The organism is Pseudoalteromonas luteoviolacea NCIMB 1942, from assembly GCF_001625595.1.
Taxonomy (GTDB): Bacteria; Pseudomonadota; Gammaproteobacteria; order Enterobacterales; family Alteromonadaceae; genus Pseudoalteromonas; species Pseudoalteromonas luteoviolacea_A.
Map to the genome: position 1 here is coordinate 34,365 of NZ_AUXT01000217.1, position 23,415 is coordinate 57,779.

Genomic DNA, 23,415 nt, shown 5'->3' on the forward strand with positions numbered 1-23,415 from the left:
TTAATCGCAGTGCTGCGGGCCTTTTTCGTTATTACGATAAAGAACAAGTATAAAGCTAGTTCAATAATTAACGCTTGAACTGCGCAGCAAACCTGCCTCGCATACAAAGGAACCAATAATATGAATGACGGTATGATAGATCCTCTAAACGCTTTAGTCCCTATGGTTGTTGAGCAGACAGCTAAAGGTGAGCGCTCTTACGATATTTACTCTCGACTGCTTAAAGAGAGAATTATATTTTTGACAGGTCAAGTTGAAGACCACATGGCGAATCTGATTGTTGCACAAATGTTGTTTCTTGAGTCAGAAAGTCCAGATAAAGATATTTACTTATACATAAACTCACCAGGCGGTTCTGTCACTGCTGGTATGTCGATTTATGACACGATGAACTTCATCAAGCCAGATGTGAGCACTGTGTGTGTTGGCCAAGCTGCAAGCATGGGGGCATTTTTATTGTCAGGTGGTGCTAAAGGCAAACGTTATTGTCTACCTAACTCTCGTGTCATGATCCACCAGCCGTTGGGTGGTTTCCAAGGCCAGGCATCTGACTTTGAGATCCACGCAAAAGAAATCCTAACAATTAAAGAAAAACTAAATAGGTTACTTGCCGACCATACAGGTCAACCATTTGATGTGGTTGCCAATGACACAGACCGTGATAACTTCATGAATGCACAAGAAGCTGTAGAGTACGGTTTAGTGGATGCGGTTCACACTAGCCGCTAATTTAAGTAAAGTTGTTTTCAGGTGAAAAATTACACCTTGAAATAATAAAACTTGGATCTATATCTTAGAGAGGTCCAAGTTTTCTAGAGTTTATTGCCAAAATGATGACTTTTGTACGAGTAGTTTTCATTTTGAGCTAGCTTAGCTATGCCAACTGAATTTTTATTTGGTATAGTTAAAGCATGTATTGTGTTGTCACCGTTGTGACAACTCACCAAATTTAAGAGGTAGTTGAATGTCAGACACTCCTACAGACGGCGACAAGAATAGCAAACTCTTGTACTGCTCATTTTGTGGTAAGAGTCAGCACGAAGTACGCAAGTTAATTGCTGGTCCATCAGTATACATTTGTGATGAATGCGTCGAACTGTGTAACGACATCATTAGGGAAGAGATCAAGGATATTGCGCCGCAGCATGATTCGTCTGATAAACTGCCGGTGCCTAAAGAAATCCGCAACCATCTAGATGATTATGTAATCGGACAAGAACACGCGAAAAAAGTGTTGTCAGTGGCTGTTTACAATCATTACAAGCGCCTAAAAAATCAAGGTATTAAAACTGAGGTAGAACTTGGTAAAAGTAATATCCTGCTGATTGGCCCAACTGGTAGTGGTAAAACATTATTAGCTGAGACGCTCGCTAGATTATTAGATGTGCCATTTACTATGGCTGATGCAACAACATTGACCGAAGCGGGTTATGTTGGTGAAGACGTAGAGAATATCATTCAGAAGCTACTGCAAAAGTGTGACTATGATGTAGAAAAAGCACAGCGTGGTATTGTTTATATCGATGAAATAGACAAAATTTCACGTAAGTCTGACAATCCATCTATTACTAGAGATGTTTCTGGCGAAGGTGTTCAGCAAGCACTATTGAAACTAATTGAAGGCACTGTAGCGTCAGTACCACCTCAAGGTGGTCGTAAACATCCTCAGCAAGAATTTTTACAAGTAGACACGTCAAAGATTCTGTTTATTTGTGGCGGTGCATTTGCGGGCTTAGATAAAGTAATCGAGCAGCGCAGTCATACAAGTACTGGCATTGGTTTTGGTGCTGAAGTGAAAAGTGCTGATAGCGAGCGTTCACTGAGTGAGACGTTTAAAGACGTTGAGCCAGAAGATCTCGTGAAATATGGTTTGATACCTGAGTTTATCGGTCGTTTACCTGTCGTTGCAACGCTAACTGAGCTAGATGAAGACGCATTAATACAAATCTTAAATGAGCCTAAAAATGCACTTACTAAACAGTATGGTGCGTTATTTAAGATGGAAGGTGTTGAGCTTGAGTTCCGCGAAGATGCTCTAAAAGCAATTGCACATAAAGCAATGGAACGTAAAACAGGTGCCCGAGGACTGCGCTCAATTGTTGAAGCCGTATTACTTGAAACTATGTACGAGTTACCTTCAATTGAAGATGTGAGCAAAGTTGTTATTGATGAAACTGTAATTAAGGGGGAGTCAGCTCCTATCTTAATTTATGAAAACAGTGGTCAAGACAAAGCGGCGTCTGAATAGTCAGGCAAGATAATTAGAAAAGGAGCCTTGTGCTCCTTTTTTTGTCGAAGAGTTGAACTTTATAGAGGGCATCCCCATATACCTCTGTAATCTTAAAAATAAATGAAGTGCGAAGAGAACATAATGACGCTTGAGAGAACGGATCGAGTTGAAATTCCAGTGTTGGCACTGCGTGATGTGGTTGTTTACCCTCATATGGTGATCCCGCTATTCGTTGGCAGAGAGAAATCTATAAGATGTCTTGAAGCAGCAATGGAAAATGACAAGCAAATATTTTTAGTGGCTCAAAAAGAGGCCTCAATCGATGATCCTAGTACTGACGATATCTATGAAGTTGGTACGGTTGCAACAGTATTGCAGTTACTTAAGCTGCCTGACGGCACAGTCAAAGTGCTTGTTGAAGGTACGCAAAGGGCGAGAATCGATGAATTTTTAGTAACCGATGATTACTTCTTAGCACAAGCTCAGTTTATTGCCTCAGAAAATATCTCTGAGCAGGAGCAAGATATTTTCATTCGCAGTGCGGTTGGTCAGTTTGAAGGGTATGTAAAACTCAATAAAAAAATCCCACCTGAAGTTCTGACCTCTGTATCTGGCATTGATGAAACTGCGCGCTTGGCAGATACCATGGCAGCGCACATGCCAATTAAAGTACCTGAAAAACAAAAGGTGCTAGAGTTATATAATGTTACTGAGCGTTTAGAGTACCTCATGGCGTTAATGGAGGGCGAGATCGACCTGCTTCAGGTTGAGAAGAAGATCCGCTCTCGCGTCAAGAAGCAAATGGAAAAGTCGCAAAGAGAGTATTATCTCAATGAGCAGATGAAAGCCATTCAAAAAGAGCTTGGTGAACTAGACGATGTGCCAGATGAATTTGAAGCGCTGAAAATGCGCATCAGTGAAGCACAGATGCCAAAAGAAGCTGAAGAAAAAGCGACTTCCGAGCTGAATAAGTTGAAGATGATGTCGCCTATGTCGGCCGAAGCGACGGTTGTTCGTTCATACATTGATACACTCATCAATGTGCCTTGGAAAAAGCGTTCTAAGGTGAAAAAAGATTTAGCAAACGCGCAAAAGATCTTAGATGCAGATCACTATGGCCTAGATAAGGTGAAAGAACGCATAATTGAATATCTAGCAGTTCAACAACGCACGAATAAACTTAAAGGGCCAATCTTGTGTTTAGTGGGTCCTCCAGGTGTAGGTAAAACCAGTCTTGGTCAATCGATCGCACGTTCTACCGGGCGCAAATACGTGCGTATGGCGTTAGGTGGGGTGAGAGATGAAGCGGAGATCCGTGGTCATCGTCGTACGTACATTGGCTCTATGCCAGGTAAACTTATCCAAAGCATGAGTAAAGTTGGTGTTAAAAATCCATTATTCTTGCTAGATGAAATCGATAAAATGTCTTCGGACATGCGTGGCGACCCAGCATCTGCATTACTAGAAGTACTAGACCCTGAGCAAAACAGCAGCTTTGCTGATCATTACCTTGAAGTCGAATATGATCTGTCAGATGTAATGTTTGTGGCAACGTCGAATAGTTTTAATATTCCAGGCCCGCTATTGGACCGTATGGAAGTCATTCGCCTATCTGGTTACACCGAAGACGAAAAGTTAAATATCTCTAAGCAGCATTTAATTCCGAAACAAATTAAGCGTAACGGGTTAAAAGCTGGTGAAATTGAGATTGAAGACAGCGCAATTATTAATACGATTCGATACTACACTCGCGAGGCGGGCGTTCGTAACCTAGAGCGTGAAATGTCCAAGTTATGCCGTAAGGCTGTTAAAGCTATCTTGCTCGATAAAGACCAAAAGAAAGTTGTTATCAATGGAGACAACTTAGAAAGCTTCCTAGGTGTTCAACGTTTTGACTACGGTAAAGCTGAAGATGGTGATCGTGTTGGACAAGTTACAGGGCTTGCATGGACTGAAGTTGGTGGTGATTTATTAACTATCGAGAGTGCTGCGGTACCAGGTAAAGGCAAACTGTCTTACACGGGCTCGCTAGGCGACGTGATGCAAGAGTCTATTCAAGCGGCGATGACTGTAGTTAGAAACCGTGCCGATAAGCTTCGTATTAGCGATGACTTTTATGAAAAGCGTGATATTCACGTGCATGTGCCCGAAGGTGCGACACCTAAAGATGGCCCAAGCGCTGGTATTGCAATGGTAACTGGCCTTGTTTCAAGCTTGACGGGCAATCCTGTAAAAAGCGATGTAGCCATGACTGGTGAGATTACTCTGCGTGGTGAAGTATTGCCAATTGGTGGCTTGAAAGAGAAATTGCTAGCAGCTCATCGTGGCGGGATTAAGACTGTTGTGATCCCGAAGAAGAACGAGCGAGACCTCAAAGAAATCCCTGATAATGTTCTTGATGGGTTAGAAATTCACCCTGTAACATGGATTGAAGACGTTTTATCGATAGCACTTGCTCAACCTGTGGACAGTTTTTCAGTAGAAACTCAAAAAACTGCTGCGAAAGCTTAAAAAAGTCGATAAAAAGGGTTTTCAAATCCTAGTGGTGTGCTAAGTTAAGCACTGGATTTAAGCCTAGTTCGCGGGAAGCCCCGTAGTATCTAGGCTGTAATACATTTAAGCAAATAGAGAATCGTAAGATTTCTCGTAGTTAACAACAAAAGTGATGTTAGTTTTAAAAAACCATCGCTCTTGATAATAACAATGTAAGAGGATGATATTGTGAATAAATCTCAATTAATCGATCAAATCGCAGCTGATGCTGATATTTCTAAGGCCGCTGCTGGTCGTGCTCTGGATTCATTCATTGAGTCAGTAACCACTGCGCTTAAAGACGGCGATTCAGTAGCGCTAGTAGGCTTTGGTACTTTTTCTGTTCGTGAACGCGCTGCACGCACAGGCCGTAACCCTCAAACGGGTGCTGCAATTGACATTGCTGCTGCTAACATCCCTGCTTTTAAAGCTGGTAAAGCTCTAAAAGACGCGGTTAACTAAAATATAGCTTATACAATTTGCAATTAACCCTGTTGCGAAACAGAGTTAATTGAACGCGATAAGCTTCAAGATAAAAAGCGTATCTGGTAAGATACGCTTTTTTTACATGAGCTAACTGATGCAAAGTACCTCGGTGCTTTGACTTAGATAAGAGATAGAACAAATGCTTGAAAAGATTAGAGAGGGCTCGCAAGGCCTTGCTGCCAAGATCGTTCTTGGTGCAGTTATCTTGTCTTTTGCGCTGGCAGGGATCGGTGGTTACCTAGGTCAAACCACAGAGCAGCCAGTGGCAGAAGTCAATGGAGTTAAAATTACCCAACTAGAGTTTTCTAGAGCGTTCGAAAACGAGCGTGGCAGATTAGAGCAACAGTTTGGTGAATACTTTGAACAAATCGCTTCAGATCCAACTTACATGGCGCAGATCCGTCAGGGCGTTGTAGACAGACTTGTGCAGCAAGAATTACAAAACCAGTTGGCACTTGAGTTAGGCCTTCGTGTAAGCGATGACCAAATTAAACAAGCCATTTTTGAAATGCCGTATTTTCAAATTGGTGGTGAATTTAGTAACGACCGTTACTTGCAACTTATTCGTCAGATGAACTTCCAACCCGATGAGTTTCGTGAGTACCTTCGTCAGGAAATGACACGTAATCAATTAGTATCTGCGTTAGCAGGTTCTGATTTTGTATTGGATAACGAAGTAAAGCATGTGCTTGCACTTCAGCAACAAACTCGTGATGTAGACTACCTCGTACTAAGTAAAGATGCGGTTAAAGATCAAGTATCTGTTAGTGAAGAAGAGATTAAAGACTTTTACGATTTAAACCAAGAACAGTTCCAGTCACCTGAGCAGGTTGCGTTAAGCTACATCGAACTAAAAGCGTCTGACATTGAACTGGAAGAAGCTATTACAGAAGAAGATGTAAAAGCCTACTATGAAGAAAATAAGGCACAGTACCTAGAAGAAGAAAGACGCCGTGTATCTCATATCTTAGTTGAAAGTGGTGGTGATGCATCAGCTGCAAAAGCAAAAGCTGAAGCGCTTTACACGCAGCTTCAAGGCGGTGCGGATTTTGCTCAATTAGCGGAATCACAGTCAGACGATATTGCCAGTGGTGAACTCGGCGGTGACTTAGATTGGATTGATCGTGACATGATGGAGCCAGAATTTGAAGCTGCTGCATTTGCGCTAGCAAATATTGGCGATTTCTCAGAGGTTGTTGAATCTGAGTTTGGTTTTCACATTATTAAACTGACTGATCTTCAAGCACAAGAAAGTAAAGAATATGCAGAAGTAGCGGATGAATTACGTGCCGAGCTTGAGCAAAACGCTAAGATCGATGCATTCTATGGCAAACAGGAAGAAGTTCGTGAGTTGGCATTTGAAATTGCAGATTCTTTGGAAGCAGCAGCAGTGGCTGCAAATCTTGAAGTGAAGAATACAGAGCTACTTGCTCGCAACTTGCTTCCTGCCCCGCTTAACCAACCTGCAGTGACGAATATTGTATTTACGCCAGAGCTTTTAGAAGATGGTGTGAATTCAGAAGTTATCGAAATTGCGCCAGAGCATATGGTAGTCGTGCGTGTTGCAGAGCATAAAGCGGCAACGGTTAGAGCGCTAGAAGATGTCACCGCACAGATTAAGTCTCGTTTAGAAAATGACAAAGCGACTGAGCTTACTAAAGAGAAAGCGACTGAGTTGTATGCAAAACTTGAGCAAGGCACGTCGCTTGCTGATATTGCAGCGGAACAATCTCTTGAAGTACAAACTCAAGAAGCATTGGCGCGTCAAAGCTATGCGGTTCAGCCTGCTTTAGTGAGTGAAGCATTCAAGTTGCCTCACCCAGCTGCTGATAGTGTGTCTAAGTCAATGGTAGAGCTAAATAATGGTGATTCTGCGTTATTGGTGGTGAAAGCTGTTAAGCTAGCAGAGATAACTGACGAAGTTCAGCCGCAACAAAAACAGAGCATTACTAGAACACAGGTTAACAAAAATTATCTGGCGCTTTTGAGTGCTCTTGAAAGTACAGCTGAAGTGAACAAACCGAGTTCATTTGAAGTCACTGAAGAAAACTAAAAAAAGGCGCTTAAGCGCCTTTTTAAATGTCTGAATTCAAGTGGTGATTTAAGGTTAAACTGCAAGCAATTTTTGTGTAACCCTCGACTGAGGGTTATTAAATATCGTCTCGCTCGGACCATATTCAACCACCTCACCTTTATTTAGTACCAGTAGCTTATCACTCATGTGCTTTACCAAACTCAGGTGATGAGTAATTAATACGTAGCTTAAAGCCGTTTCTCTTTGCAGTTTTAGAAGCAGATTCACAATCTGTGCGCGCACTGATGGGTCTAAAGATGAAAGCGCTTCGTCGAGCACAACCACTTTCGGATCTAGTATCAATGCTCTTGCGAGGGCAACACGTTGTAATTGGCCGCCACTAAACATGTGGGGGTAATAATCATAATGTTCCGACAACAATCCGACTCGAGACAAAGTAAGCTCAATCTTGCTTTCTCTTTGTTGTTCAGTGAACTTAGTATTAAACTTCAAGCAGTCATCCAGCATGTCACCAATTGTCAAACCAGGGTTGAGCGAGCGCGTGGGGTCTTGGAAAATCAACCTAATATGTCGGCATTCACGGTTTTTAATGCCGTCATCAACAATCATGTTTCCATTCAAGAGTATTTGCCCGGAGTCTACCTCTTCTGCTCCCGCAAGCACTTTTGCCAAGGTGCTTTTTCCTGAACCGGTTTCACCAATAACAGCCAAAGTTTGCCCCGGCGTGACTGCAAATGAGACCCCTTTTAAAACTTGAACTTGCTGACGGCTGAACAGACCAGCTCTGGTTTTAAATGATTTATTAAGTGCCTGCACTTTTAGCACGGGTTGCATTTCTTTTTCTCTCTATTTAATGGAAAGTGGCATGCATATGAATGGCCATGAGACTTCACCAATGTTGGTGTGGCGACACACTCTTTTTGAGCTTGTGGACAACGAGGACCTAAACGACAACCAATTGGTAGGTGTTGAAGCGGAGGGATCGTTCCTTTAAGGGCATAGAATGGGGCTTTATGGCCAATGCCATGGGCATAATCAGGCAATGACTTTACAAGCGCTTGGGTGTATGGGTGGTAAGGACCATTAAATACCTTTTTGGTTGGCCCTGCCTCTACCATTTGCCCGCAGTACAACACATGCATGGCGTGTGACCATTGAGTAATTTCTTCTAATTCGTGAGAGATCATCAAAATAGACATGTTCTTAAGCTGATTTAAGCTTTTTAGCAGTCTAAATACTTGGGCGCGGGTCGTGCTCTCAAGTGCTGTCGTCGGTTCATCAGCGATTAACAGCTTTGGGCTTCTGGCTATGGCCATGGCAATCATTACCTTTTGGCAGACGCCTTCCGAAAGCTCATGAGGGTAACTACTCGATACTTTTTCATCTTCACGGATCCCGACTTTATGAAGCAGTGCTTTTACTTTGTTTTGGCGCTCTTTTTTTCTGCCCAAAAAGCCCGCTTTAAAGCAGTCATCAGGTAAAGACTCTGCAACCTGTTCAAAGATTTTTGCCGTAGGGTCTAAGCTTCGTCTCGGCTCCTGATAAATCATAGCCATGTCTCGCCCAACGATCTTACGGCGCTTTTCTGGGCTGAGTCGCATCAAGTCAACTCCTTGCCAGTGCATTCTATCTGCAGTGACACGCCAGCGCGCGTTAAGCACGCCAACAATGGCTTTAGCAATGAGGCTTTTTCCTGAGCCCGATTCACCTACAAGCGCGTGTACTTCACCTTCTTTCAAGCTCAGATTCACTTTATCAACGGCACGTATTATTCCGTCTTCAGTGGGCAGCTCTATGGTCAGGTTTTTGATGTCTAATAATTGCATTAGGTCGCCTTTCGCGCTTGTAGTGCATTTCTAAGCCCGTCACCTACTAGGTTAGTGGCTAATACTGACAAAAACAACAGTGCTCCTGGTAATCCAACCGTCCAAGGCGCGATATAGATTAAGCCTAAGTTTTCTGCCAGCATAGCTCCCCATTCAGTTGTGGGTGGTTGGGCTCCTAGCTTGAGAAAGCCAAGTGCTGCAATGTCTAAGATTGCAGTGGACAGTGCCAAAGTGAATATAACCACTATGTGCTCATAGATATTAGGGAATATACCTCTAAACAAAATGTGCGCTCTACTTGCTCCGTCCAATCTATATGCGCCCACATAATCTTTGTTCAGTTCTTCAACAACAAGGTTACGAACGGAATGAATATGCTGTGGTAGCAGTGCTAAGATAATTGCCCAAACGGTATTGAGTAGCCCAGGCCCTAAAATAGCGATGATAATGATGGCCAGAAGCAATGAGGGAATAGCGAGGGTGATATCTAATAAGTGATTTAAAATACTTGATTTGAAGCCTCGATTAATTCCCGCTAATGTGCCTAGCACAACGCCTATAATGGTGGTCATCAATGCCGCAATGATCGACAAGCCAAAAGTGTATGTAGCGCCGTTCATAAGTCTAGAAAGCACATCACGACCTAAATCATCGGTTCCGAGAATAAAGTGCACGTCACCCTCATCATGCCATGAAGGAGGCAATAGTAATGCGTCGCTATGTTGTTGGTCTATCCCATAAGGTGCAAGTAGAGGAGCTGTCATTGCCAGTAACGTTAAGCCGATAAACATCCACAGGCCAACAAGTGCTAGATGGTTTGCCTTAAAATTTCGCCACAGGCGAGATAAGGGGGAGCGGTTTGACTCTTCACTGTATAAGCTAAACTTTGCCATGGGACTGGTTCCTTGAGACAGGGTCGAGCATTGAGTGGGTTAGATCCGCTAACATATTGGCGAATATCACGAACATCGATACAGCCAATAGGCCACCTTGAATAGCAGGGTAATCTCGCTGGTAAATACTATCAATAAGCCAGCGGCCAACACCTGGCCAAGAAAAAATGACTTCAGTCACCATTGCAAGTGTAATCAATGTACTGAATTGCAGACCAATTTGTTTAATAACTGGTAACAGTGCATTTCGCAACGCGTGATCGAGAATGATCTGCCTGCGGTTAAGGCCTTTTGCTCGAGCTGTTTTTATGTAATTTTGCTCTAGTACATTTAACATAGAGTCTCGTGTAAACCGAGTAAGCACCGTAGTTGGATACATAGCTAAAACAATCGTCGGTAGCGCTAAATGGTGCAGAGCATCGACAAACGCTTGTCCACCATAAGGAAAGCCGAGTAGCCAAATATCTAGCAACATAAAATTGGTTACAGCGGGTATCTCATAAAGTAGGCCTATTCGTCCTGACATTGGAAACCAACCAAAACCAAGGCAAAAAACCATTATGAGCAATAAGGCGAGCCAGAAAACGGGAATAGAAAAACCAAGTAGCGTCAAAGTACTGATGACTTTATCCGGCCACTTTTTATGATATGCGCTGGTAATAATACCTGCTGGAATACCTATCATAACCGCCATGACTAAGGCGTAAAAGCATAGTTCTAATGTGGCTGGCAAAAGTAAAGTGACGTGTGAGAAAACGGTTTGTCCTGATGATAAAGAGACGCCCCAATCCCCCTCTATCAATCTCTCCAAAAAGGCGCCGTATTGGATCAGTACATTGTCGTTAATACGGTACTTTTCTTCTAGCATTTGAGATTGACTAAAGCTGGTATTAACCTGCCCGCTAAAGTTGGTTAGCAAGTCTCCAGGAAACAAGTAGTTCAGCCCGAACGTAAACGCTGATAAAGCGAACAACATAAATATTAGCAAGCTAAATCGGCGTAATAGATAATCAAGCATTACTGTTCGCCCTTTCTAACATTGGCAAGAGACACACCGCCAAAAGGTCTCAACTGTGCACCTTCAATATTGGCTCCTCGAGCTTGGAATCGCACTCCATGGGCGATTGGAACCAGTGGCATTTCTTCAATAAGCATAGCTTGTGCTTGGAGGTAGTATTTTTTTCTCAGTGAAAGTTCATTGGTATCTAATGCTTGCGTAAGTAATAAATCAAACTCTGGGTTACACCAATTAGCGGGGTTTTTTCCCGTAAAAGTTGCCGTACAACTGAGTAGTGGACTAAAAAAATTGTCCGGATCTGGTGTGTCTGCAGCCCAACCCAGTAACACGCTGTCATGTTCATGCCGTCCAATACGTTCTATAAAAGTATTCCATTCGAATTCTACGATGCGTGTACGGATGCCTATTTGGCGTAGGTCACTTTGAATGAGTTCGGCCATTTTTCGGGCATTTGGGTTATAAATTCTAGAAACTGGCATGGCCCATAATGTCATTTCAAAGCCATTTGGAAAGCCTGCTTCAATTAAGTATGCTTTGGCTTTAGCGGGATCATATACAGGCATTTGTTGAGCGGCAAAGGCCCAAGAGGAAGGAGGTAAAATAGATTTAGCTGCAATACCGTTACCATAAAAAACGGCTTGCATGATTTTGTCAAAGTCGATGCTGTGTGCTAGTGCCTTTCTAACTAACACGTTGTTAAATGGCGGCTTCTCAGTATTGAACGCCCAATATCCCACATTTAGATTTACGGCTTTGTCTACCACGATATCTTTCCTAGCAGAAAGTGCTTCAAGCTGAGTAGCACTTGGGTGTGAGGCGATATCACACTCTTTGGTCAACATTTTTGCGATGCGAGTCGTGTTATTGGTAGTTATGTCATAGACGAGCTGATCTACTGCGTAGTCATGCTTCCAGTAATTTTCATGTTTGTGAAAGCGTACTAAATTATCACGTAAAAAGTGTTTGTATTTGTAGGGGCCCGTACCAACAGGCATATTATCGAATAGGTGCTTTTGGTCTTGTGATGCCCTATGCATCGCATATTCTTCAGAAAGAATCACTGCAAAATCGGTCGCGATATTAGAAAGTAGACTACTTTCGGCACTGAATAATTCGAAACGTACTGTGTAGTTGTCAACTTTGACAATCTTCCTGATCAATTGATCCATTCCGACACTTTGAAAATATGGATAGCTAGCGTCATGGACAAAATGGTAGGGGTTATAAACATCGAACAAGCGGCTGAAAGAGAAGATCACATCATCTGCATTCATTGTTCTAGTCGGTATAAAATAATCAGTAGAATGAAACTCGACCCCTTCACGGAGTTTAAAAGTGATTTTTTTACCATCTTCACTTATATGCCACTCTGTCGCCAACTCTGGCTTAAACTCAGCGGTTATTGGATCTATGCTAATCAGTGAGTTGTAAAGTTGATTGGCAATAATGTCTATTGTTGACCCTATCGTCGTGACCTGAGGGTTGAACGATACAGGGTTTGCCTCAGCGCAATATACTATGCCTTGTGTTTTACTAGCATTTCCAACCTGCTTTACATCACTACATGCTGTTATAAACAGGGTAATAGCAGGCAGCCATAAATGCTTAATATAGCGTTGGGAGTTAGTCAGTAAGTCAGTCATCGCAGTGACCACAGTTAAGCCTCTTGTTGTGAGTCTAACAAATTGTATTTTTTCAAATAGCCTCTCAGCTGATGATACGTTAATCCCAAGTTTTGTGCAGTTTTCTTTTGGTTAAATTGACTAAATTCAAGTGCTTTTTTAAGTAACTCTATCTCATAGTCGCTGGAGAGGGATTTTAGATCACAAGGAAAGTTGAATGATATACAGGTAGAAGCTATCGGCTCATTCTGATTTTCAGGCTCTTGTGAATTTGTTTGTGCCGATCCACAACGCAATGTGTCTGTATTTTTCGCTGCCTTTATTCTTTGCTGAGGTCGAAATGGACTATCAAATGGGTCAAAATTTATTTGATGTACAGGGAGGTGTTCGTTGCCGTGGCGATACAGGCTGCGTTCAACAACATTTTTAAGCTCTCGAATATTTCCTGGCCATTCGTACTCAAGCAGGGTGTCTGTGGCCTTACGGGTAAATCCGCTAAATAATGACCAGCCGAGATCTCGCGCCATGTTGATTGCGAAATGCTCAGCTAACAACAAGGTGTCTTCCTTACGAGCTTTAAGTGGTGGCAGCGTTATTACATCAAATGCTAGGCGGTCTAGCAGGTCATGTCTAAACTCTCCATTTTCGGCCAAGCTTGGTAAGTCTTCGTTTGTTGCACAGACTAGTCTGGTGTCTACTTTAACGGTTTGTTTACCACCAACTCGTTCAAACTCACCGTACTCGATAACGCGTAAAAGTTTTTCTTGCACCATGGCGGATGTATTTGCCAGTTCATCTAGGAACAAAGTGCCGCCATTTGCTCGCTCGAATCTGCCTTCGTGTCGCTTGCTCGCACCTGTGAAAGCGCCAGACTCATGACCAAATAACTCACTCTCTAGCAAGTTTTCGTTTAGCGCTGCGCAGTTGAGTTTGACGTAGTTTTGATCCCATCTTTCTGAAAGAAAGTGAAGGCGGGCAGCAATAAGCTCTTTACCCGTGCCACGTTCACCGATAATAAGAACAGGTTTTTCGAGCGGCGCGAGTTGGGAAACCTGATCTAACACGGCTAAAAAGCTATCGGATTGACCCAAAAGGTTATCTTGTTGGCGGAACTGACTCATATTTGCCTAACTCTTAGTTTTTTTGACTAAGTTATAGTTTATTTGAAAAAAATAGCGATGGAAAGCTTTTTGTTATATTTATAAGTCATTGAAATGTAAGGGTTAATTTTTATTTTAAAGTTGGCAAGCTATTTGATACATAAAACCCAGTAATATAAATCATAACCAACGAGGTAAAAGATTATGGGAATTTTTTCACGTTTTACTGACATCGTTAATTCTAATATTAATGCCATCTTAGATAAAGCTGAAGATCCAGAAAAAATGGTTCGTCTTATCATCCAAGAAATGGAAGATACATTGGTTGAAGTACGTTCTACTTCAGCTAAAACATTAGCTGAGAAAAAAGAGTTGGAGAGACGGGGTGCACAATTAAACTCGCAAGCTAATGATTGGCAAGAAAAAGCAGAGCTTGCTTTAACAAAAGAGCGCGAAGACCTAGCGCGTGCAGCACTGCTTGAAAAGCAAAAAGCTTCAGATGCGGCACAAAGCGTTGCAGCAGAGTTGAGCCATGTTGAGTCTCACATTGAAAAATTGCAACAAGAAGTGACTACGCTGCAAGAAAAGCTCGCAGATGCTAAAGCTCGCCAGCAAGCAATTGTATTGAGACAGCGCTCAGCTGAGTCTAGACTCGACGTTAAAAAGGCATTAGACAGTTCAAAAGTTGAAGATGCATTAAATCGCTTTGAGCGTTATGAAAACAAAATAGATGGCCTTGAATCGCAAGTGGAAGCGTACGATCTTGGTAAAAAATCATTGGCCGATGAAATAGCCGACCTACAAAAGAATGAAAAAGTAGATGACGAGTTAGAAGCTTTAAAGAAAAAGCTGGCAAATAAGTGAACCTAATTGCACCTACTGTTAAAGTAGGTGCAATAAAACAATAATTACGCTGCCAAGACCAAAATAAACAGGAGAAGATTATGTTTGACGCAGAAATATTAGTTGCCCCAGTTGTCTTATTTTTAATTGTGGTAGCGCCGCTGTGGCTCATTCTTCATTACAAAAGCAAAAAACAGCTGAGTCAGGGTCTGAGCGAGCACGAGCACCGTCAATTGCTTGAGCTTGCACATAAAACAGAAAAGATGGCTGAACGCGTAGAGACATTAGAGGCGCTGTTAGATCAAGAGTCACCAGAGTGGAGACGCAAAGTATGAGCCAGAGACGAAGAGAGTTATATCGTGACCCAAAACGAGGCAAATTAGCCGGGGTCTGTGCCGGATTGAGTGATTACTTCAATATGGAGCTGTGGTTGGTACGTATCTTATTCGTTACTGCCGTCTTGTTATCTGGTGGCCCTTTATTTGTTGTTATTTATATTGCTTGCTGGTTTATTTTAGATAAAAAGGAGCTAGAACTAGATCATGTTGGTAACAACCATGACAGTGATCCGGTTTCAGTAAAATTTAAGGTATGGCAAAAGGGAGAGCCGCCCCGTCAAGCTTTGTTTGACTTAAAAGATAGACTTGGCAAGTTAGATAGCCGCATCCAAAATATGGAGCGTTATGTTACCTCCACGGAGTTTACGGTAAAAAGGGAAATAAATAAGCTTTAACGGTCAGTGGCGAGGACTCGCCACGCCGCCAATGTTAAGGAATTACCATTCAATGAGGTTAAAGTTCACAACCCAAAAAACACTTGAAAAGCTTCAACAAAAAGCGCAAAAAACAATACAGCGATCACTCGATCAGCATATCAAACTGGCTGTCACAGGGTTTAGTGGCAGTGGTAAAACGGCTTTCATAACGGCACTTGTTAAGCACTTAACAACGCAAGCAAATAGCCAAAACCTGCCATTTTTCGATGTTGTAAGAGATCACCGGCTCATCGCTTGTAAGTTGGTGCCACAAAAAGTACTAGATATTCCCACGTTTGATTATCTCAGTGCAGCTGCTTGTCTATTGGCTGAAGACCCTACATGGCCTCCTTCAACAGAGCGTATTAATACGCTTACTTTGGCGCTTAAGTTTAGAAGCAATAGTGGTGTACGACAGCATTTTTCAGATGACCACACAGTTTATCTAGAGCTAATCGACTATCCAGGCGAGTGGCTTATGGACTTGCCAATGCTAAACATGAGCTTTGAGCAATGGAGTCTTTCACAGCTAAAAGCTCTATCTGAGCCTGCGTTTTCAAAGTACTGCCAGCCATTGCTGTCTCAGCTCAATCAGTTTAATACACAAGCGCCAGTAGATTCAGCTGCGTTGGATGCGCTTTCAAAGCAGTATTGTGCGCTTTTGAAAACCCTCAAATATGAGACTCGGTTGGCAAAGTTACAACCTGGACGAATGCTCATACCCGGTGATTTGGCTGGTGCACCAATTATTCAGTTTTTTCCGTTACCAAGTCATGGTGAAATTATCGAGGGAACACAATACGAAGAGCTTGTGAAGCGGTTTGAAGCGTACAAAAAACAAGTCATTGAGCCTTTTTATAAAGAGCATTTTTGCGCATTTGACAGGCAATTGGTTTTGGTTGATTTACTTGGTGCACTGAATGATGGCCCGGCAACCTTAGTACAAACCCAACAAGCGTTGAGAGAGACCATGGGTATGTTCAATCATGGTAAAAGTGGTGTTTTACAGCGCTTATTCAAACCTAAAATAGACAAGGTTTTATTTGCTGCAAACAAGTGCGATGCAGTTGCCATTACGGAGCAAGACAACTTAACTCGGTTGTTATATGAGCTATTATGTGAACATGAAAATGAACTTAAGTTTGCTGGGGTTGAAGTGGATACTATGACAATCTCGTCGGTAAAAAGCTGTCAACATAAGCAAGTACAAGATCAAGGCAAGGCATTAAACTGTGTATATGGCAAACCACTGAACGAATCTCAATTCATTACATTCTTGCCACCCGAACCACCAGATCATGTGTTACTGCCTTCTAGTTGGCCAGAGCAGGGGTTCGAATTTTTGTCTTTTTACCCGATGCCCGCTTTTCAAGGTCAGCTTGAACATATCCGCTTAGACCACACGTTACAGTTTTTGATAGGAGATAAGCTGAGATGACAAAATCAAAACAGTGGCAAGCTGGCCGTAGGATTGATACCAAAGAAACCTCAGAAGAGACTCTACAAACACACAAATCTAACGGCCAAAGCGCAAGATTTGAAGCGCAATCGTCGTTTTCTTCTGATGACGTAAAAGTGCTTAGTCGCCAAACAAGCGATGAGCAAATGGAAACTAGCTTTGGATTCTCAAATAATCGCTTTGGATGGCGACATGGCTTTTTGTTAAGCCTGATGGTGCTTATTCCTATTGAAATGGGGTGGATTATTTACACTGCATTTCAACAAAGTATTGTACTCGCTGGTATTTATGCTTTGTGTGTAGTGTCGGCTTTGGGTTGGGCTGGCAAATTTTTAATTAATGAGGTGGTTGCATTACGCACGCTGAAAAACTTAGAGGTAAGGCGTGAGCATGCCTCAAGACTACTCAATAGTAACCAAATAGGTGAAGCTCAAAACTGGCTTGCACCCATATTTAAAAAGCTACCCAAAGATACGGTTGATGAATTTCAAGCGAGCCTGAAAAGCCACTATACCGATAAAGAAGTCATTCAGCTGTACGAGCAAAGTGTACTAAAAAACCAAGACGATGCGGCAAAGGACATAATATCTCAATATGCGACCACTTCTGCTTTAATGGTGGCGTTGAGCCCAATGGCTATCACAGATATGCTGGCTGTACTTTGGCGAGGGGTGAGTTTGGTGGAGCAACTGAGTAAACATTATGGCGTAGAGCTTGGTTATCGCAGTCGTATAAAACTGTATAAGTTGCTGGCAAAGCAGATTGTGTTTGTCGGTGCGACAGAATTACTGAGTGATTTGGCTGCGACTAGCTTAGGTGCAGAATTACTAGGTAAGCTTTCAGCGCGCTCTGCTCAGGGTCTAAGTGCCGGTGTATTCACTGCAAGGCTTGGGTATAAAGCAATGGAGTTATGTCGGCCGATCCCGCGCTTAGAAAATAAAGCAAACTTTCTCACTACATTTGCTAAAAAATTAGCGAATCGACTGCTTAAGCAAAACTAATGCGCAAATTGCACATGTCTTAAACTTGCAGGAGTGACAAGATATGTGTACAGCCTCATAATATTAATCTTTCTCACATAGCCATCTGAACTTCCGGCATGCTTGTGCATTTATCGTTCATAGAATATCTAATTACATACAGGTATTAAACTTTTGAATAATAACAACAGGCAAGCAATGAAGAAGTTACATGATCAAACGAATTGTATCCACGGTCCTAATCATTTTGAAGATCCGCATGGTGCGTTGACTGCGCCCTTGTATCAGAGTTCTACTTTCAAGTTCAAAAATGCTGCTCAAGGCGCTGCCCGCTTTGCTGGTGAAGAAGCCGGGTATATTTACACTAGATTAGGTAACCCGACGACACGAGAGCTAGAAGAGAAACTGGCTCAACTGGAAGAAATGGAAGACGCAGCGGCGACAGCAACAGGTATGGGCGCTGTGTCAGCATCGGTACTGAGTTTTTTACAGCAGGGTGATCATCTTATTGCATCCAGTGCGCTGTATGGCTGTAGTTTTGCATTATTCGCCCACATGCTACCTAAATTTGGTATCGAAGTCAGTTTCGTGGATATGACCGATCTCGAAGCGATTAAAGCTGCACTTAAACCGAATAGTAAAATGCTATTTGCTGAAACGCCCATTAACCCTAATATGACTGTATTGGATTTAGCGATGCTAGGCGAGTTTGCTCAGAAAAATGGACTTATCAGTATTATCGATAACACCTTTATGACGCCATTACTGCAAAAACCCAAACATTTTGGTATCGACATTGTTATTCACAGTGCGACTAAGTACTTGAATGGCCACGGTGATGTGGTCGCTGGCGTAGTATGTGGGAGCAAAGAGCACATCGAAACCGTTAAACTTACGGTACTAAAAGACATCGGTGCAACTATCAGCCCTCACGATGCTTGGCTTATCAATCGCGGCCTAAAAACCCTCCATATTCGCATGGAAAGACACTGTGAAAGTGCACAAAAAGTCGCAGAGTACTTGGAGTCTCACCATAAAGTAGAACGGGTGTATTATCCCGGTCTTGAGTGTCATCCGGGCCATCGCTTTATCGGTAATCAAATGAAAGCGGCAGGTGGCGTTATTGCTTTTGAAATTAAGGGGACGTTGGCCGATGGTGAGCAATTTATCAATGCAACTAAACTATGTACTTTGGCTGTGAGCTTAGGTGACCCTGAGACGCTGATCCAGCACCCCGCCTCAATGACTCATTCTCCTTATACACCAGAAGAACGATTGGCTGCGGGTATATCAGATGGGTTGATCCGAATTTCGGTTGGGTTAGAAGCTGCTGAAGATATTATCGAAGACCTTGAGAATTCATTTTTGTGTATATAATTATTTACACTTAACCTCTCTTTAAGTCTATTTAAATAAGGTGTGTACTGTTTTGTGTTCAAAGGCGTAATTTAAACTGTACAAAAAACCGGGTTTTTAGTAGGGGCATTTACGTCCCTACTATTAATATTTTGCTCACTTTTACATAGTATCCAGATAACAGGTTTGAACGCTCCACCAGCAGAAGTGGGGATCAAAATTTAAGAAGGTTACTATGGCTAAATCTAGTAAATACACCTCCAAGCAGCCGAATGAGCAAGGCATCATCGAGTGGAGCGACGAAGAGAATAAAATTTGGTCTGAATTAGTTGCTAGACAACTGAAGTGCATTGAAGGAAAGGCATGTGACGAATATATGGAAGGTCTAAAGAAAATAGGCTTACCTCACGATCGTATTCCACAGTTGCACGAAATTAATGCAGTACTCGAAAACGAAACTGGTTGGCAGGTCGCACCAGTGCCCGCATTAATTGATTTCGATGAATTCTTTCGTTTGTTGGCGAACAAACAATTTCCAGTAGCAACCTTTATTCGCTCCCGTGAAGAGTTTGATTATTTACAAGAGCCAGATATTTTTCATGAAATATTTGGTCACTGTGCAATGCTGACAAATTCCGCATTTGCTGAATTTACACACAAGTACGGTCAGCTTGGATATGCGGCTGAGAAAAAAGATCGCGTTTATTTAGCTCGTCTGTATTGGTTTACTGTTGAGTTTGGCCTGATGCAAACTGAGAATGGTTTACGTATATACGGCGGCGGTATTTTATCTAGCCCCGGCGAAACGCAATACGTTTACTCTGATAAACCAGAGATCAACAAATTAGAAGTATTAGATGTACTTCGTACTCCATATCGAATTGATATAATGCAGCCTCTGTACTACACCATTAACTCGATTGATGACCTATTTGATATTTCTCAAATGGACATCATGTCTTTAGTACAAAGAGCGAAAGAACTGGGTCTGTTTGAACCTAAATTTCCACCTAAAAACAAATTAGCAAGTTAAGGAACCATCCATGTCTTTAAGTGCACAAAAATGTGAAGCGTGTCGTGCGGATGCGCCTAAAGTGTCAGACGAAGAGTTAGCAGTATTGATTAAGCAGATCCCTGACTGGGTACCTGAAGTACGTGACGGGATCATGCAATTAGAAAGAGTTTACAAGTTCAAAAACTTTAAACTAGCGCTAGAGTTTACAAACAAAGTAGGCGATATGGCTGAAGTAGAAGGCCACCATCCAGGTCTTCTGACAGAGTGGGGCAAAGTGACTGTAACTTGGTGGAGCCATTCTATTAAAGGTCTTCACAAGAACGATTTCATCTGTGCTGCTAAAACGGACGAAGTGTTCGCGGCATTGTAATTGAAAAATCGGAATGTTAAAGGCGCCTCTAGGGCGCCTTTTTTATTCAACTAATAAACACATACTTATAAGCTTGATACTGTTGTGATTTCGGCGTCTTGATTCAAGTTGGTAAGTTCATCTATTAAATCTAACACTTCCGGCTCAACATAATTAAACCCTTTATCTTGTTTCAAAGCGGTTTCTATTGTTTCAGCTAATTGTTTGAGTTTTGGCACACCCGTATAGCAACAAGCACCGTGGAACTTATGCACTATTTTTAACAGTTGTTCAGGGTCTTCTTGTTCACTTGCTGCATTCAAAAACTCGATAGTTTCGGGTACGCTTTGAAGTAGCATATTAAGCATTTCGAGTGCTAGATGCGGTTTATGACCAGCGCGCTGCAAAGCGAGGTTCCAGTCTAGTAAATGACTTTCAAATGGGGCGACACTGCTAACAAGTTGCTCTTCCTTTTGTGCTCTTTCAACTGGGGAAGCTGCACTGTGGTCACAAATAATTTGCTTTAACATATCTTCATCGATAGGTTTGGTCATATACCCACTAAAACCATCTTTAACCAGCTGCTCCTTCTCTCCTGCTAGCGCGTGCGCGGTTACCGCTATAATCGGAGAATCATCGTTCATGGAAGATTCTTTAATGCTCTTGCATGCGGTGATACCGTCCATGATCGGCATTTGAATATCCATAAAAATTAAGTCGTATTTGTGAGTTTTACACAAACCGACCGCTTGAGCACCATTGTGTGCCGTCTCAATAGTTTCTACTTGCTCTTCAAGAAGGGTATAGAGCAATTTGAGGTTGGCATCATTATCATCTGCAATAAGCACTTTCAGTGGCAGGTGAGTCGAGTTGTCCGTTTCAATAGAAAGATCTGGGTGGTCCAATCGATAAGGCGCTGCTAGCATTTCGCACAGTTTTCTATGGTGTAAAGGTTTACTGATACACGCATCCGCGCCGCTGCCTATTAAAGACTCTCGCATATTGTGAGAAATCGTGTTTACCATCAAGTACAGGTAATCAGCTTTGTTACGGGCTTGATTGATGTACCCTTTCACTGTTTGCATGTCGTCTACTGTTGCCATATTGCCAACTAAGCAGATGTCATAACTAAATTCTTGTGACAAGGCATTTTGAAAAGCTTCATCGCTCACACACACAGTTACTTGCATGTGCCAACTTTCAATTTGCGCACATACAGCATTGCGAGTATGTTCTTGCGGCTCGAAATATAGCACGCGTTTATTTTCAAGCGGTTTACAAGGCAGGTCATCGTTGAATAGACGATTGGGTAAAGTGAAAATGGCATTGAACGTAAAGCATGAGCCACTACCGAGTGCAGAATTCAATGTAATACGCCCTTGCATCACTTCTACAATGTGCTTGGTGATAATCAGGCCAAGCCCAGTTCCACCAAACTTACGTGTAATACTGGTATCAGCCTGTGCAAACGGGGTAAATAAAGTATCTTGTTTTTCTTGTGCAATACCCAGACCTGTATCACTCACAGAGACTAATAAGGAAGTCTGTGTATCGCCTTTTAGGCGGTGGCTTATATCTACTTTTACTGAGCCTTTTTCTGTAAACTTTATCGCGTTGCTAATAAGGTTAATTAGCACTTGCTTAAATCGTGTAGGGTCACCAACCAAGTTATCTGGCACTTGACGGTTAACTGCAATTGAAAGCTCTAATTGCTTTTCATAGGCACTTGGAGCAAGCAGAGTCATTATTTCGTTCACCGCGTCACGCAATTGAAACTGAATGTTCTCTAGCTCCATCGCGCCAGCTTCAAGCTTCGAAAAGTCTAATATATCGCTAATAATGGTGAGTAGACTGTTTGCTGAAAGCTCTATGGTATCTAAATAGTCTTTTTGATGTTTATTGAGCGGTGTTTTATATAGCTGTCGGGTGAAGCCGATAACGCCATTTAACGGTGTACGGAGTTCGTGACTCATTTTTGCTAGGAAGTCTGACTTAACGCGGTTTGCAACCTGCGCTTCTTTTTTAGCAATATTAAGCTGAATATTTTGAGTTTCGTACTGCTCAAGCGTTTCTCTATAATCACTGGTTGCTTGATCGATATGCTTTTGCATTTCATCACGTTGACCCACCATTTTTTCACTGATGGTGATCAGGCCCTGACGCATCATATCAAACTCACCCTGCATGGGGTTGTAAACACCAATATCGGTTTTCCCCTCAATTAATTTGTCTGTTGCAAGTTGTAGCTGTGAGAGCGGTGTAGAAAACATCCGACTAAGTCGCGTTGACAATAAAGCGCTTAAAAAGAGTGCCACAAGGATAATTGCACTACTGAATAATAATGCTTTTTGTTGACCTATAATGGCTTGATCTTGACTGATTTCAACCATCAATACAGCGGTTGTTTGTGCATGGGCTTCCTGCCATTCAGAGCCTGTCCCATAATGTTTTACAGGGGCAAAAATCACGTAGTTATTGCGTAGCTTTTGCACTTCAGTCGCATGCAAGGCAACGACATTGCCCCGATAGTGAAGGTTATTAAACTCACTGTGATAATTGCTAGTCATGACGAGTTGATTATGCTTATCGAAAACGGCAATGCTATTAACTAAAGAGGCATGCTGATTGTGAGCCTTAGTGATGATGCCGTGGAGCTTGGCTTTATCTTTCGTGGTAAGTGGCTGCTCTACGGTCATCGCCAGTGCATTAGCGATACTGGTGCCTTGTTGCTTCAGGATTTGTTCAAGCTCTACGTAGCGATTTATAGTAAAATACCCTCCAAGTATTAAACCGATTAACACCGTCGGGATCAGAGTAAGCAACAAAACGCTATCTCGTAAGCTCAATTTTGACATATTTAGCAATATAAAACTTTGATAATTATGAACTCTAGAGTAGCGAGTTCACTGGTGTTTAG

General features: G+C 42.3%; 20 protein-coding genes. 13 read left to right on the top strand and 7 right to left on the bottom strand.

What is annotated here, in order from left to right:
• Positions 1–120: 120 nt before the first annotated feature.
• The 5 genes from clpP (at position 121) to N482_RS23155 (ending at position 7,301) form a co-directional block, all read left to right on the top strand.
• Entirely contained in the window at positions 121–729 is a 609-nt protein-coding gene (gene clpP / locus N482_RS23135; RefSeq protein ID WP_063372306.1) for an ATP-dependent Clp endopeptidase proteolytic subunit ClpP, read from the top strand.
• Between the two features lie 235 nt (positions 730–964).
• The gene (clpX, locus tag N482_RS23140) at positions 965–2,248 is read left to right on the top strand and encodes an ATP-dependent protease ATP-binding subunit ClpX (RefSeq protein ID WP_063379295.1); all 1,284 of its coding nucleotides are present in this window, start codon (positions 965–967) and stop codon (positions 2,246–2,248) included.
• Between the two features lie 123 nt (positions 2,249–2,371).
• Positions 2,372–4,741 carry an endopeptidase La gene (gene lon / locus N482_RS23145; RefSeq protein ID WP_063379296.1) on the top strand — a complete coding sequence of 790 codons (2,370 nt, stop codon included), beginning with the start codon at positions 2,372–2,374 and terminating at the stop codon, positions 4,739–4,741.
• Between the two features lie 210 nt (positions 4,742–4,951).
• Complete coding sequence (gene hupB, locus N482_RS23150; protein ID WP_063359539.1) at positions 4,952–5,224, top strand: nucleoid-associated protein HU-beta; 273 nt, start codon at positions 4,952–4,954, stop codon at positions 5,222–5,224.
• 163 nt (positions 5,225–5,387) lie between these two features.
• Entirely contained in the window at positions 5,388–7,301 is a 1,914-nt protein-coding gene (locus N482_RS23155; RefSeq protein ID WP_063379297.1) for a SurA N-terminal domain-containing protein, read from the top strand.
• 54 nt (positions 7,302–7,355) lie between these two features.
• Here N482_RS23155 and N482_RS23160 read toward each other — a convergent pair whose 3' ends face one another.
• The 6 genes from N482_RS23160 to pspF are packed head-to-tail and all read right to left on the bottom strand — an operon-like array spanning position 7,356 to position 13,763.
• Positions 7,356–8,117 (bottom strand): ATP-binding cassette domain-containing protein, encoded by a 762-nt coding sequence (locus N482_RS23160; protein ID WP_063379298.1) that lies wholly within the window; start codon positions 8,115–8,117, stop codon positions 7,356–7,358.
• Positions 8,102–9,109 carry an oligopeptide/dipeptide ABC transporter ATP-binding protein gene (locus N482_RS23165; RefSeq protein ID WP_063379299.1) on the bottom strand — a complete coding sequence of 336 codons (1,008 nt, stop codon included), beginning with the start codon at positions 9,107–9,109 and terminating at the stop codon, positions 8,102–8,104. Before N482_RS23165 ends, N482_RS23160 begins: the two co-directional genes overlap by 16 nt.
• Complete coding sequence (locus tag N482_RS23170) at positions 9,109–10,002, bottom strand: ABC transporter permease subunit (RefSeq protein ID WP_063379300.1); 894 nt, start codon at positions 10,000–10,002, stop codon at positions 9,109–9,111. Before N482_RS23170 ends, N482_RS23165 begins: the two co-directional genes overlap by 1 nt.
• A complete protein-coding gene (locus N482_RS23175; RefSeq protein ID WP_063379301.1) occupies positions 9,989–11,020 on the bottom strand; it encodes an ABC transporter permease in 1,032 nt (343 codons plus the stop codon). Before N482_RS23175 ends, N482_RS23170 begins: the two co-directional genes overlap by 14 nt.
• On the bottom strand, positions 11,020–12,630 hold the full coding sequence (locus N482_RS23180) for an ABC transporter substrate-binding protein (protein ID WP_419555068.1): 1,611 nt from the start codon (positions 12,628–12,630) through the stop codon (positions 11,020–11,022). The genes N482_RS23175 and N482_RS23180 overlap by 1 nt, the downstream gene beginning before the upstream one ends.
• A gap of 47 nt (positions 12,631–12,677) precedes the next feature.
• Positions 12,678–13,763: a phage shock protein operon transcriptional activator gene (gene pspF, locus N482_RS23185; protein ID WP_063379302.1), complete on the bottom strand. Its 1,086-nt coding sequence runs from the start codon at positions 13,761–13,763 to the stop codon at positions 12,678–12,680.
• A gap of 183 nt (positions 13,764–13,946) precedes the next feature.
• Here pspF and pspA point away from each other — a divergent pair, with 183 nt between their 5' ends.
• The 8 genes from pspA to N482_RS23225 all read left to right on the top strand — a co-directional run bounded on the left by pspA (position 13,947) and on the right by N482_RS23225 (position 20,519).
• Positions 13,947–14,606: a phage shock protein PspA gene (pspA, locus tag N482_RS23190; RefSeq protein WP_063379303.1), complete on the top strand. Its 660-nt coding sequence runs from the start codon at positions 13,947–13,949 to the stop codon at positions 14,604–14,606.
• An 80-nt stretch (positions 14,607–14,686) separates the two neighbouring features.
• Positions 14,687–14,920: an envelope stress response membrane protein PspB gene (pspB, locus tag N482_RS23195; protein ID WP_063379304.1), complete on the top strand. Its 234-nt coding sequence runs from the start codon at positions 14,687–14,689 to the stop codon at positions 14,918–14,920.
• Positions 14,917–15,318, top strand: a complete 402-nt coding sequence (pspC, locus tag N482_RS23200) for an envelope stress response membrane protein PspC (protein WP_063379305.1) — start codon at positions 14,917–14,919, stop codon at positions 15,316–15,318. The genes pspB and pspC overlap by 4 nt, the downstream gene beginning before the upstream one ends.
• Positions 15,319–15,370: 52 nt before the next feature.
• The gene (locus N482_RS23205; RefSeq protein ID WP_063379306.1) at positions 15,371–16,777 is read left to right on the top strand and encodes a YcjX family protein; all 1,407 of its coding nucleotides are present in this window, start codon (positions 15,371–15,373) and stop codon (positions 16,775–16,777) included.
• Positions 16,774–17,799: a YcjF family protein gene (locus N482_RS23210; RefSeq protein WP_063379307.1), complete on the top strand. Its 1,026-nt coding sequence runs from the start codon at positions 16,774–16,776 to the stop codon at positions 17,797–17,799. The genes N482_RS23205 and N482_RS23210 overlap by 4 nt, the downstream gene beginning before the upstream one ends.
• 177 nt (positions 17,800–17,976) lie before the next feature.
• Positions 17,977–19,155, top strand: a complete 1,179-nt coding sequence (megL, locus tag N482_RS23215; RefSeq protein WP_063379308.1) for a methionine gamma-lyase — start codon at positions 17,977–17,979, stop codon at positions 19,153–19,155.
• A 214-nt stretch (positions 19,156–19,369) separates the two neighbouring features.
• The gene (gene phhA, locus N482_RS23220) at positions 19,370–20,167 is read left to right on the top strand and encodes a phenylalanine 4-monooxygenase (RefSeq protein ID WP_063379309.1); all 798 of its coding nucleotides are present in this window, start codon (positions 19,370–19,372) and stop codon (positions 20,165–20,167) included.
• Positions 20,168–20,177: 10 nt separating this feature from the next.
• On the top strand, positions 20,178–20,519 hold the full coding sequence (locus tag N482_RS23225) for a 4a-hydroxytetrahydrobiopterin dehydratase (RefSeq protein ID WP_063379310.1): 342 nt from the start codon (positions 20,178–20,180) through the stop codon (positions 20,517–20,519).
• Between the two features lie 65 nt (positions 20,520–20,584).
• Here the strand turns inward: N482_RS23225 and barA are convergent, their stop codons facing one another.
• Positions 20,585–23,353, bottom strand: a complete 2,769-nt coding sequence (gene barA, locus N482_RS23230) for a two-component sensor histidine kinase BarA (protein ID WP_063379311.1) — start codon at positions 23,351–23,353, stop codon at positions 20,585–20,587.
• Positions 23,354–23,415: the final 62 nt, after the last annotated feature.